9 protein-coding genes are annotated in these 12,244 nt (G+C 71.7%); all 9 read right to left on the reverse strand.

Annotated elements, in window-relative coordinates; genetic code table 11:
- Window positions 1–2: 2 nt before the first annotated feature.
- Window positions 3–782 (reverse strand): serine/threonine protein kinase, encoded by a 780-nt coding sequence (locus ACFVWY_RS13015; protein WP_389870634.1) that lies wholly within the window; start codon window positions 780–782, stop codon window positions 3–5.
- A 315-nt stretch (window positions 783–1,097) separates the two neighbouring features.
- The gene (locus tag ACFVWY_RS13020) at window positions 1,098–3,125 is read right to left on the reverse strand and encodes a family 43 glycosylhydrolase (protein ID WP_389870636.1); all 2,028 of its coding nucleotides are present in this window, start codon (window positions 3,123–3,125) and stop codon (window positions 1,098–1,100) included.
- 29 nt (window positions 3,126–3,154) lie between these two features.
- Window positions 3,155–4,537 carry a hypothetical protein gene (locus ACFVWY_RS13025; protein WP_389870930.1) on the reverse strand — a complete coding sequence of 461 codons (1,383 nt, stop codon included), beginning with the start codon at window positions 4,535–4,537 and terminating at the stop codon, window positions 3,155–3,157.
- Between the two features lie 110 nt (window positions 4,538–4,647).
- Window positions 4,648–6,159: a peptidoglycan DD-metalloendopeptidase family protein gene (locus tag ACFVWY_RS13030; protein WP_389870638.1), complete on the reverse strand. Its 1,512-nt coding sequence runs from the start codon at window positions 6,157–6,159 to the stop codon at window positions 4,648–4,650.
- Between the two features lie 11 nt (window positions 6,160–6,170).
- On the reverse strand, window positions 6,171–7,154 hold the full coding sequence (locus tag ACFVWY_RS13035; RefSeq protein ID WP_389870640.1) for an alpha/beta hydrolase: 984 nt from the start codon (window positions 7,152–7,154) through the stop codon (window positions 6,171–6,173).
- Between the two features lie 699 nt (window positions 7,155–7,853).
- Window positions 7,854–8,126, reverse strand: coding sequence for a hypothetical protein (locus ACFVWY_RS13040; RefSeq protein WP_389870642.1), 273 nt, complete (start codon window positions 8,124–8,126; stop codon window positions 7,854–7,856).
- Between the two features lie 662 nt (window positions 8,127–8,788).
- Complete coding sequence (locus ACFVWY_RS13045) at window positions 8,789–9,646, reverse strand: alpha/beta fold hydrolase (protein ID WP_389870644.1); 858 nt, start codon at window positions 9,644–9,646, stop codon at window positions 8,789–8,791.
- Complete coding sequence (locus ACFVWY_RS13050; protein WP_389870647.1) at window positions 9,646–10,587, reverse strand: VOC family protein; 942 nt, start codon at window positions 10,585–10,587, stop codon at window positions 9,646–9,648. Before ACFVWY_RS13050 ends, ACFVWY_RS13045 begins: the two co-directional genes overlap by 1 nt.
- 35 nt (window positions 10,588–10,622) lie before the next feature.
- Window positions 10,623–12,170: a bifunctional 3-(3-hydroxy-phenyl)propionate/3-hydroxycinnamic acid hydroxylase gene (locus ACFVWY_RS13055; RefSeq protein ID WP_389870650.1), complete on the reverse strand. Its 1,548-nt coding sequence runs from the start codon at window positions 12,168–12,170 to the stop codon at window positions 10,623–10,625.
- Window positions 12,171–12,244 lie beyond the last annotated feature (74 nt).

Here is a 12,244-nt window from a genome sequence, read left to right on the forward strand (position 1 = left end):
CCCTACCGGTCGCGCTTGGCCGGCTCGGCGCGCGGCGGCAGGAGGGCGAGGTGCTCCTCCCGTGCGAGCCCGAACTTCAGCGCGATCCCGACGACGGCCTCGCGCTTGCCGTTGCGGCGGTCGGCGCGGGCCGCCCCGTCCGTGGCGGAGGGAGCGCCGATCCGCAGCTTCTCGTCGGCGAGGTAGTCGATGTGCGCACTGACCGCGCGGGCCGTCAGCCTGGCGCAGCCGGCATGGCCCCGGAGCCGCTCGACGACCTCCGGCGTGGTCGGCACGGCGACCGGCGAACGATCACGCAGCCAGGGCTCGCAGAGCGCGACCAGAACCAGGAAGTAGGTGGCGGTCTCGTTCAGGGAGTAGGCCGTGAGGGTACGGCTCTCCCACGATCCGTCGCCGATCGCCTGCGGGTCCAGGTAGACGTGGTCGGGCGCGAACACCTGGAAGAGAACCGGGGTGTCGCTGCGGGACGGCAGCACCACCCGGGAGAGCTCGAACGGGATGGGCGCTCCGACCCGGCGCGGCGGGACGCGCAGGTACTCGCCCGCGCCCTCCGGGTTCTCCACCAGGTAGCCGTGGGTGGTGCTGAGATTGCTGAGCTGCCAGTGGTCGTCCGTGGCGCGGATCTCCCCGGCCAGCCGGGACACCGCCTCGTCGGCGAGGCGGAGTTCGACCGGTGTGTGCGCCGATCCGCGGCCGAACCGGACACGCTCCCCGGGGCCGAGCCGCAGGGTCACCGCACCGCCGCCGTCCCCTTCCGGCAGGTGCACGACAATTCCACCCATTGTCTTCCCCATCCCGCGCGCCGACCACCGTTGCTCAACGGTCGAACGTTACCCCTGTGTGCGCGGTGATTCACGAAGTTGCCCGGGCCACTCCGCGGGAGCCGGGGACGGAGGCGGAGCCGGATCAGCGGGGCGGCAGGCGCCGGTCTGCCCGCGACGATCTCTCATGCTCCCCTCGCGCCTGGTGGCGGGCGGGTGCCGCGCCGTGGCGGGGTCTCGGATGACGCTGGGTCAGGGTGGACGGCTCTCCTTCGCTTCGGCGAGACCGGGGCAGGGACGGGAGACGAACGGCGGAGAACGGACGGCGGGGAGTGGTCAGGGCCGGGCCCGGGCGCCGGAGAAGACGGCCGCGACGGCGCGCCCGCCGAACGCCGTCCAGGGCCGCCAGGCGCCGCTGGGCTGTTCCTGGACGCGGGTGCGCACCCGCCCGTCGGCGGTGACCGCGAACAGGTGGAGACGGCCGGTGGCGTCGGCCGCGGCTGACGGGCTGGCGGCGAGCACGACGCCGGGCTCGGTGAAGTCCTCCCCGGCGCTCCAGGTGCCGCCCGGCGCGAGCTGCCAGCGGTGGTCGAGCCGCTCGCCGCCGGGGGCGAGCGTGAAGCCCTCCAGTCGGCCGTCGGCGCTGGGGACGAGCAGCGGGGCCGCCGTCGACCAGCCGAACAGCGGCTGCCAGTCGTCCCACCCGCCGCTCGGGACCGACTGGCGCCGGTGGAAGGCGGCCACGCCGGAGGGAGCGATCACGGAGACGGTGAGCCGCCCGCTGCCGTCGCGGGTCACGCGCGGGGCCGCGCCGGCCGGGGTGCCGAAACGGTTCCACGGGGCCCAGCTGCCGCTCGGCGTCCCCTGCCAGCGGTGCAGGAGCGCGGCACCGCCGGGCGCGAGAGCGAAGACCTCGAGGCGCCCGTCCGCGTTGACCCCGACGACCGGCGGTGCGCCGACCGGGCCGCCGAAGCCCGCGTCCCACGGATCCCAGGTCAGCGAGCCGGGCGACCACTGGCGGCGGCGCGTGACGAGGGCGCCGCCGGGGCTCGTCGCGAAGACCTCCAGGCGGCCGTCGGCGTTGCGGACGACGGCGGGCGCGGCGCCGGCCGGGCCGCCGAACTCCTCCCAGTCGTACCAGCTGCCGTCCGGCCGCTGGACCCTGTGACGCAGATGGACACCGCCAGGGGCGAGCGAGAACACCTCCAGACGGCCGCTGGTGTTGCGGCCGAGCGTGGGGACGGCGCCCGCCGGGCCGCCGAACGGCTCCCATTCCGACCAGGTGTCGGTGTCCGGGTCGAGCTGGACCCGCCGCAGCATCGAGCGGTCCACGGCGTCGAGCGCGAACACGGTCAGGCGGTCGTGGACGTCCAGGGCGGCGACCGGGTTGTCCGGGCTCTGCCACACGGGTGGGGTGTCCTGCCAGTGCAGGGGCGCCAGCGAGAGCCCGCGGCAGAACCAGCCGGCGGCGCTCGCGTACCAGTCCTGTCCGTCGGTGACCGGTTCGACCGCGTGACCCGGCAGGTGGCCCGCGTACCCGTCGAGGGCGAAGCGGAAGGGATCGCGGGAGGCGAGCACGTCGGTGCCCTGATAGCCACCGCGCGGCCCGATGAACAGGTAGTACCAGCCCTCCCGTTCGACGACGTACGGCGACTCGGTGACGGACACGCCGTCGGCGGTGGTGCTCTCGTCGGCGAACGCGATACCGGGCGCGCTCCAGTTCAGCAGGTCGGTGGAGCGGCGGTGGCAGACGAGGTGGCGCCCGTCGACGGCGGACTGCTCGGTGTAGTACATGACCCACTCGGTGCCGATCCGCGCCACCATGGGGTCGCGCGCCGCGGGGCCCCGGAACAGGGGACCGGACGGAAGCCGGGTCCAGGTGAACAGGTCGGTGGAGGTGGCCAGGTTGATCGCGGCCCCGTCGCGGCCGCCCGCGGCGTAGAACATCCAGTAGGTGCCGTTCGCCTCGATGACGTGCGGCGCCCAGAGGTGTTCCTCACCGTGGTACGCCGGATCAACGGTCAGCGCGTCGGCATGGGTGGTCCAGGGACCGTGCAGGCCGGGGGCGGAGGCGTGCGCGAAGGCGGCCTCGGCGGCGCTGTCCGGGGCCTCGCCGGGCGCGGCGCTGTCGCCGACGATGGAGAACAGGTGCCAGCTGCCGTTCGTCCGGATCAGGGTGTGGTCGTTGAGGTAGCGGCGCCGGCCGGGGACGGACGGGTCGTACACGGGGGCGAACGGGCCGGAGCCGATCCACTGGTGGGGCGGGAGGGGGGCGGCGAAGGCGGCGCCACGGCCCAGGAGCGGGAGCGCGAGCGCTCCCGCTCCGGCCGTACGCAGCAGGTGCCGCCTGCTGATCGGATGCATGACGCCTCTTCGGAGGAGACCCGGGCGGGTCAGTTGACGGGTGGGCCGGAGGTGGTGTTGAGCCAGGCCCAGTCGGACCAGGTTGTGAAGCCGGTCTGCCATTTGTGGTAGGTGCCGGTGTTGTTGGTGCCGAAGACTTCGATGCGGCCGTCGGCGTTGGCGGTGGCGGTGATTTCTGTGCCGCCGGTGCCGAAGTTCTCCCATGGGCCGTAGGGGGCGTTGACTCCGTTCTGCCAGATGTGCTGGGCCGTGTTGTTGTTGATCGCGAAGACTTCGACCCGGCCGTCGGCGGTGCGCTGGCTGGTGAGCTGGGAGTCGGCGGGGCCGCCGGTGGGTTCCCATGCGGACCAGCTGGTGGCATTGGTCTGGTACTTGTGGAAGACGCCCGTGGGTCCGGAGGCGAAGACTTCGAGGCGTCCGTCCTGGTTGTGGTCGAGGGTCAGGTCGCGGCCTCCGCCGCCGAAGTTCTCCCAGGGTGACCAGGTGCCGTTGACCGCTGTCTGGAAGAGGTGCTGGAAGGTGTCGTTGTTGAGGGCGAAGACTTCGAGGCGTCCGTCGGGGGACTTCTCCATTTCGATCCGGCTGTTGGCGGGGCCGCCGCCGGTGGGTTCCCAGTCGGACCAGCCGCCGTTGGGGGCGGTCTGGTACTTGTGGAAGATTCCGACGGGTCCGGAGGCGAAGACTTCGAGGCGTCCGTCGCCGTTGGCGCCGACGGCGATGTCCTTGCCGCCGGTGCCGAAGTTCTCCCAGCCCGACCATTTACCCGAGGGTGAGAGCTGGTAGAGGTGCTGGAAGACGTTGCCGTTGAGGGCGAAGAGTTCGAGGCGTCCGTCCTGGTTCGGGCCGATCGCCAGTTCCGCGCCGCCGGGGCCGCCGAGGGATTCCCAGTCGGACCAGCCTCCGTTGACGCTGGTCTGCCAGGCGTGGTGGACGCCGTCGGGCCCGGCCGCGAAGACCTCCAGGCGTCCGTCCGCGCCCCGCGCCGACACCACCCGGCCCGACTCCGCCGGATACACCAGTGGTCCGGGGCCGGGCTCGTGGTGGCCGAGCCGGTCCACCGCGGCCCGCGCCGCATCCATGTGCCTCCAGTGCAGGCCCGCGTTGTAGGTGGACCAGGGCTGCCAGTCCGTTCCGCCGGAGGAGATCGCGAAGGCGGCATTGGCGTTGCACTGGGCGTTGTAGGCGCAGGCGTCGTTGACCTCGGGGTGCCAGTAGTCGTTGATCTGCCACAGGCCGCGGTCCCGGGACGGGGGCGTGTTGTTCTGGGTGTTGGTCACCGACGGATCGCAGCCGGACTCCGCGAGCGCGACGGCGATGGCGGTCACCAGGCCGTCGCCGCGGAAGCCCGCGTTGTAGCCGACCTCGGCGCACAGGTCACTCGAAGCGGCGTGGGCCGGCGAGGCGCCGAGCATGGCCCCCGCGGTCAGCAGCAACGAGGCCAGTGTCGACAGGACGACGCGGTGGGGCGCTCTTCGGGCCCGCCGCACGGTGCTCACCTTTTCACTGGTCACCTGCTGTCTCCTCAGTTGACGGGTGGGCCGGAGGTGGTGTTGAGCCAGGCCCAGTCGGACCAGGTTGTGAAGCCGGTCTGCCATTTGTGGTAGGTGCCGGTGTTGTTGGTGCCGAAGACTTCGATGCGGCCGTCGGCGTTGGCGGTGGCGGTGATTTCTGTGCCGCCGGTGCCGAAGTTCTCCCATGGGCCGTAGGGGGCGTTGACTCCGTTCTGCCAGATGTGCTGGGCCGTGTTGTTGTTGATCGCGAAGACTTCGACCCGGCCGTCGGCGGTGCGCTGGCTGGTGAGCTGGGAGTCGGCGGGGCCGCCGGTGGGTTCCCATGCGGACCAGCTGGTGGCATTGGTCTGGTACTTGTGGAAGACGCCCGTGGGTCCGGAGGCGAAGACTTCGAGGCGTCCGTCCTGGTTGTGGTCGAGGGTCAGGTCGCGGCCTCCGCCGCCGAAGTTCTCCCAGGGTGACCAGGTGCCGTTGACCGCTGTCTGGAAGAGGTGCTGGAAGGTGTCGTTGTTGAGGGCGAAGACTTCGAGGCGTCCGTCGGGGGACTTCTCCATTTCGATCCGGCTGTTGGCGGGGCCGCCGCCGGTGGGTTCCCAGTCGGACCAGCCGCCGTTGGGGGCGGTCTGGTACTTGTGGAAGATTCCGACGGGTCCGGAGGCGAAGACTTCGAGGCGTCCGTCGCCGTTGGCGCCGACGGCGATGTCCTTGCCGCCGGTGCCGAAGTTCTCCCAGCCCGACCATTTACCCGAGGGTGAGAGCTGGTAGAGGTGCTGGAAGACGTTGCCGTTGAGGGCGAAGAGTTCGAGGCGTCCGTCCTGGTTCGGGCCGATCGCCAGTTCCGCGCCGCCGGGGCCGCCGAGGGATTCCCAGTCGGACCAGCCTCCGTTGACGCTGGTCTGCCAGGCGTGGTGGACGCCGTCGGGCCCGGCCGCGAAGACCTCCAGGCGTCCGTCCGCGCCCCGCGCCGACACCACCCGGCCCGACTCCGCCGGATACACCAGCGGGGTGGGACGGGGCCCGGAGCCGGGGGTGCAGGGCAGTACCACGCCGCGTTCCGCGAGGTAGGGCTCCGGATCGATGCCGTACGGGGTGGACGGGTACCCCCAGATGCGCAGATGGAGGTGCGGACCGGTCGACTCGCCCTCGGTGCCCATCAGGGCGATCCGCTGACCGGCCACGACGTGGTCGCCGACGAACACGTCACGCTGGTACATGTGCCCGTACTCGGAGATCGTTCCGTCGGGGTGCCGGATGCGGATCCACTGGCCGTAGCCCTGGGCGGGGCCGGAGTCGATCACCTCGCCGTCGCCCACGGCGTAGATCGGAGTGCCGATGGCGTTGGCGATGTCGACGCCGTTGTGGCCGTTGCCGTAGTGCTGGGACACGTAGCCGGCGGCCGGGCATGCCGCGGTGAAACCGGTGGCCTGGGCGGCGGCCGGAGAGGCCAGGAGCAGTCCGGGTGCCACGGCCGCGGCCGCGGCGAGCAGGACGCGCAGCGCGCGTCGGGGGAGAGGGAACGACATGTGACGCCCTTTCACGCCTTGCGCAGGCGGGCGATGATGCCGTTGATGTCATCCTGCATCTGGTTGGCGCGGATTTTATGCCCGCCGTCCACCTCGCGATACTCATGAGGGATGCCGGCCTGGGAAAGCAGCCCGCGGAACTCACGCTGTCCTGCGAGTACCTCCCCCTCGGTGACGGATTGGTACCAGTCGATCGGTTCGGGGCTGGTGCCGGCGACGAGGAAGATCCGCTTGTTGCGGTAGCTCTCGATGCGCTGGACCGGGTTGTCTGCGGAGACCCTGGCCTCGTCCCACAGCGGCGCGCCGTAGACGGTGCCGCCGGCCAGGTCGACGGCGGCGGAGGTCGCGTTGGCCCAGTGGGTGACCAGGCCGAAGTTGCGGCGCAGGCTGGCCGGGCCGGAGTGGGCGCTGACCGAGGCGAAGTGACCGTAGTACTTGGCCGCGTACTTGAGCGCGCCGAAGCCGCCCATGGAGAATCCGGACACGGCCCGGCCGTTGTACTCGGCGTAGGTACGGAAGTTGGCCTCGACCCACGGCAGCAACTGGTTGATGTGGAAGTACTCCCAGTTGCGGGGACCGACGTTGGAACTGACGGGGTTGCAGTACCAGCCGGTGTGGCCGCCGTCAGGCATGACGACGATGAGGGGCTTGCCGGCGGTCCAGGCGCGGACGCCCTCGTGGTCGAAGGTGACGAAGTCCTGGAGCCCGCCGTGGAAGAGGTAGAGGACGGGGTAGGTACGGCCGCTCCAGTGGTAGTCGTCCGGCAGCAGCACGTTGACACCGGGGTTCCAGCCGATCGCGCTGGTCTGGAACCGGAAGTACCGCATCCGGGGGTCTCTCTCGTCGCGCTCCACGATGTGCAGGCCGAAGCCGTCTCCGACGGCCGCGGCGGACGATGCCCCCGCGAGCACGCCTCCGGCGCCCAGGGCCAGGGCGGCGGTGGCGCCGCCAGCGGTCTTGAGGATGTTTCTGCGGGTGGGCTGGTGCGAGGTCAACGTAGCCTCCTGGGGAAAAGACGCCGCGCCGGATTGTCCGACGGCCGCGTGACAGGCGGTTCGGAAGCTAGCGATGCGTCTCCCCGGCGGAGAACCCGGAACCTTACGGACTGACAGGCACGGCCCGGCCGCGGTACAAGACGAACGGGATCGATCCTTGCGTCACGTGTTCGGCCACGGCCGTCTCGGCCGCGACCGGCGTGTTTCACCCGTCTGCCGCCCGCGCCCGTCTGCCGCCGCCCGCTGTCGTGCCGACGCGCGAGACTCGGCCACCGTGGCCGTAGCGGCCAACGGGCCCCCGGGCGCCGCCGGGCGACGGCCCTCCGGTGACCCGTCGGATTCCGCGTATCCCCGGCGGGCGCGCGGCGTACGCGGCGTACGCGGTGTGACGGGAGCGGTGTACGTGATGTCACGGGAGCGGTGTGCGCGACGGGAAGGGAAGGGCGGCGGATGGCACGGGTGGAGCAGGGGCCGGGACGAGCGGACGCCGGCTGCCGGAATCACGCTCCCTCTGCCGTGAGCCGCACTGGTCGTTGGCCCTGAGCGCCGGGAGCTGGGAGCGGCGCCGGACCGGCTGTGGGCGGACGTGCCCCGCCCTCGCGCACGCCTGTCCGCGGCGATGGCCGGGAAGGTGGCCACGGTCCTGGAGACCGGCCGCGCGCGGCTGGCCGTGACGGAACATCCCATCGACGCCACCGGTCAGTGGACCGTTCCGGCCGTGCTGGTCACGACGGCCACACCAGCCATGCGGACCCTGGAATCCATGCGGGTCAGGAGGACCAGGAGGATCACACAGAACACGGAGGCCACACCGGTCGTGAGGGCGGTCCCGATCACACCGGCCAGTCTGACCACACCGGTCATGAGGGCGATCCCGATCACACCGGCCAGTCTGACCACACCGGTCACGACGGCCAGGCAGGCCGCGGGAACCAGACCAGCCGTGGCGACCACGCCGGACACGCCAGCCACGCGGCCCACGGCGGTGACGGCATGGCGATGCCGGTGGCCTGCCGATGGAGGAGCCCGGTGAGGACCGCGACGGTCTGACGCTGGACCGCCCGCACGTGTCGCTGGGGCCGCGTCTGGCCGTCTGACCGGTCGGCCGGTCAGACGGCCGGTCGGCCAGACGGCCGGGATGGTCATCCGGGTCGTGCTGCGGGGAGCCGTCGTTCAGCGGGCCCGGCTCGTGGAACCGCGTACGACCGGATCGGCCGAGCCGTTCTGGGCCCGCCCGTGGGTAGGGGCCGAGGTGGGCGAGCCGGTGCCCGTGGCGGAGGCGGCCGGTGGTGTGCGGCGGCCCGTCTGGGCAGTCTGGGCCGGTTGCTGGCGGTGGCGGGCTGGCCCGCCGGGGCCGTGACGGCCAGACGGCTCCCCGGCGACCTGCTGGAGCGGGCCCCGCGCAGGCATGGCCGCCCCGGACGGTGCGCCTCGCCCGGCGGGTCGGGCGGTCGCGGACCCTGTACCGGCTGACCCTTGCCTGACCTGCTGTTTCGTGTACAGCCGTCCAGGCCGACACCTTTCCGATGACGCATCACGTGGAGTGCGTCGCCATCCTGGCGCCGGTGAAGTAGGGCGTCCGCGCGAGTCCGCGCTCTTCGCACGGGAGTTCCTTCCGTGCGAAGAGCGCGTCGTCAGTGTGCGCCGGAGTTGCCGCGGACGAAGTCGATGACCAGCCGGTTGAACTCCTCGGCGTGCTCGATCATCGCCCAGTGCCCGCACCGGTTGAGCAGGACCAGCCGGGAGTCCGTGATGTTCGCCAGCAGGAACAGGGAGTTCTCGAAGGGGACCACCCGGTCGTCGCGGCCGTGGATGAGCAGCGTGGGCACCGTGATGCCGCTCAGCCGGGCCGGGTCCACCCAGCGCGGCAGCGGTGCCCCCTGCGGCAGCCCCGCCACGTAGTTGGACAGGTGCTCGGGCCGGGCGAGGGCCGCCTGCGAGCGGGCCTCGCACAGCTCGGGCGTCGCGAAGCGCGCCTTGTCGTAGCACATGATCTCGACGAGTCGCCGCATGTTCTCCGGGCTCGCGTCCTGGTAGGCCTCGATGAGGACCTTCAGGCCCTCGGACGGCCCGTCACCGGCCCCGAACAGGCTCGGCATGCGCCCGACCGGCGGCCCCATGGTCACCAGGTGGCTGATCCGCTCCGGGTGCTCGGTGGCCAGGCGCAGAGAGGTCTGGCCGCCCATCGAGTTCCCCACGAACGCGGCCCGGGAGATGCCCAGCGCGTCGAGGAACTGGATCGCGGCGTCGACGTGGTCGAGCCGGTCGACCGTGGCCGGGTCGGACTCGCCCCAGCCGGGCATGTCGACGGCGTACACGTGGAAGTGCTCGGCGAGTGCCTCGATGTTGCCGCTGAAGTTGCTCCAGCCGGTCGCCCCCGGGCCGCTGCCGTGCAGCAGCACCAGCGGGTGGCCGGAGCCGGCCTCGTAGTAGCGCAGCGACCAGTCGCGGGTCTGGACCGAGCGCGTGATCTGTTCCTTGTCGAGTGCCATCAGCCCTCTCCTCCTTCGGAATCCAGCGGGGACGGCGCGGCGGCCAGCAGCCCGGCCACCACGCCCGGCGGGCGGTGGCCCCAGCTGTGCAGGCGGTCGAGGGTGCGCACCTGCCAGGTGGCGTCGTCGATGATGAGCCCGCCCCAGCCGTACTCGACGGAGAAGCCGGAGGGGGTGAAGACGTAGAAGCTGAACATGTGGTCGTTGGGATGCATCCCCAGCGTCATCTCGAACGGCTGCCCGGCGTCCATGCAGCGGTCGTAGGCCAGGCCCACGTCCCGGATGTCGGTGACCTCGACCATGAAGTGGTGGGTGCGCTTGGGGGAGGGCATGTCGCCGAACGCGACGGTGTGGTGGCGGCCGTTGCAGTGCAGGAAGATCAGGTCGGCGACGATGCCGGGGGCCAGCTCCTCGACGATGATGTCGCTGATCCGGAAGCCGAGCAGGTCGCGGTAGAAGCCCAGGTACTCCTCGCGGCTCACCCCGTGGGCCAGCAGCACCTGGTGTCCGGCGCCACCGGCCCCGGTGACGAACTCGCCGAGCAGGCCCGGGGAGGCGAACGGGGTGGGGGCGTCGGCCAGGCCGGTGACCAGTTCGACGCGGTTGCCCATGGGGTCGGTGGTGGCGAAGAGCCGCTCCACCCGGCGGGCCGCGGCGAGCGCCGCGTCCCCCTCGTCGACCTGGAGCCCCGCGGCCCGCAACCGCTCGACCAGCGCGTCGAGTTCCGCGTCGCTCCCGATCTCGTACCCGCTGGCGGCCAGGTCGTCGGCCGGGCCCCGGGTCACGATCCAGCGGTGCGCCTTCTCGTCCAGGCGCAGACTGAACCAGTCGTCACCCCGCTCGCCGGGCTGCATGCCGAGCAGCTCGACTCCGAAGCGCTCCCAGTCGGCGAGATCGCCGACCTCGTAGACGACGTAGGCGAGTTCTTTGACTCCGCTCATGGGAGATCCCTCCTTGAAGACAGATGGACGGGCGGTCAGGCGGGGACGCCGAGGCCGCTGGTGTCGGCGGCGGCCACGAAGCGGTCGGGGCGCAGGGCCACCGCGCGCACGCCGTACCGGCGCAGCCAGGAGCCGAGCACGCCCTCCAGGTCGACGAGTTCGTCGGGCCCCTGGGTGTAGGCGTTCTGCGGACGGACCGCGAGGTAGCGGGCGCCGAGCGCGTCCCACTGACCGCGCTCCTCCTCGGTCAGCAGCGTCGAGGGATCGACATCGTCGCCCAGCAGGACGAAGGCGTCGCCGAGCAGCTCGTCCAGCCGCGCCATCCGGCCGACGGTGTCGCCGACCACGGGCTGCGGCACCATCCGGCCGACGATGCTGGCGTCGCCGAGCGGGCCGCGCAGCCAGCCTGCCTCCAGCACCGGCGGCGCGATCAGCGGCGGCTCGAAGGGGGTGACGCGTCCCTCCGGCGGCGGGGCGGACAGCGCGGCCCGCTCCTCCTCGGACGCCTCCTGCTTGATCACCCGGCCGAGCTGCACCGCGAGGCCGGTGTAGAAGTCGGCGTTGGGGCGGCGCTCGGCCTCGTAGGTGTCGAGCCAGGACTCGGGCAGCTGTCCGGCCAGTACCCGGCCGAGCTTCCAGCCCAGGTTGTGCGCGTCGCGCATTCCGGTCTGCATCCCGGCCCCGGCCCACGGCGGCATCAGATGCGCGGCGTCACCGGCCAGGAAGACCCGTCCGGAGCGCCAGGTCCGGGCCGACCGTACGTGGTGCCGGTAGAAGGCGTGCTGGTGGATCTCGACGTCGTCCTCGCTCACGCCCAGCGCCTTGAGCAGGGGCCACACCTCGGCGCTGGTGGGGAAGTCGGCCTCGGTCTCGTGCGGCTTGAGCGGGATCTCCCAGCGGTGGTTGCCAGCCGACAGCGCGATGTCGACGACCGGCCGCTCGGCGTCGGTCCAGAAGGTGAGGAAGTTGCGGTCGGGCCACCAGCGCTTGACCCGGCAGTCGATGACCACCCAGGTGACCTCGTTGGTGTCGCCGAGCAGTTCGATGCCGAGGCGCTGCCGGGTGGCGCTGCTGCCGCCGTCCGCGGCGATCGCGTACCGGGTGCGGTAGCGGCTCACCTCGCCGGTGGCCGTGTCGGTGGTGGTGATCGTGACCCCGGAGTCGTCCTGCTCGATCTCGGTCACCTCGGCGCCGTAGCGCACCGAGATCGCGTCCTCGCGCTCCTGCGCGCACGAGCGCAGCTCAGCCTCCATGATCGGCTGGTAGATGTTGTAGAAGCGCGGTCCCGCCCCGAGTGTCGACGGCGGATGCTCGATGCGCATCACCTCGTGCCCGTCGTACGTCACCCAGCGCAGCGCGCGCTGCGGGTCGATCACCTTCTCGACGCGCTCGCCGATGCCCAGGCTCTGGAAGATCCGCATGGTCCAGTCGTTGACCGTGACCGCGCGGGCCCGGGGGTAGATGTCCCGGTCCCGTTCGAAGGCGATCACTCGCGCGCCCTGCTGGGCGAGGGTCAGAGCACCGACGACGCCCGTGGGGCCGTAGCCGATGACGGCGACGTCCGCGTCGAAGTTCTGGGGCATGGCGGCCTCCTTGCCGGTCGTGCCAAGTTTTGGACCGGTCGTTCAGTCCAATAGTGCGGACTGTCACACGACTG

This window comes from Streptomyces sp. NPDC058195 (assembly GCF_042883525.1).
Taxonomy (GTDB): Bacteria; Actinomycetota; Actinomycetes; order Streptomycetales; family Streptomycetaceae; genus Streptomyces.

Bases quoted from the DNA above. Each gene is read 5' to 3' on its own strand.
- ACFVWY_RS13020 (WP_389870636.1), bottom strand. From the start codon at position 3,125: ATGCATCCGATCAGCAGGCGGCACCTGCTGCGTACGGCCGGAGCGGGA.
- ACFVWY_RS13025 (WP_389870930.1), bottom strand. From the start codon at position 4,537: ATGCTCGGCGCCTCGCCGGCCCACGCCGCTTCGAGTGACCTGTGCGCC.
- ACFVWY_RS13030 (WP_389870638.1), bottom strand. From the start codon at position 6,159: ATGTCGTTCCCTCTCCCCCGACGCGCGCTGCGCGTCCTGCTCGCCGCG.
- ACFVWY_RS13055 (WP_389870650.1), bottom strand. From the start codon at position 12,170: ATGCCCCAGAACTTCGACGCGGACGTCGCCGTCATCGGCTACGGCCCC.
- ACFVWY_RS13045 (WP_389870644.1), bottom strand. From the start codon at position 9,646: ATGGCACTCGACAAGGAACAGATCACGCGCTCGGTCCAGACCCGCGAC.
- ACFVWY_RS13015 (WP_389870634.1), bottom strand. From the start codon at position 782: ATGGGTGGAATTGTCGTGCACCTGCCGGAAGGGGACGGCGGCGGTGCG.
- ACFVWY_RS13050 (WP_389870647.1), bottom strand. From the start codon at position 10,587: ATGAGCGGAGTCAAAGAACTCGCCTACGTCGTCTACGAGGTCGGCGAT.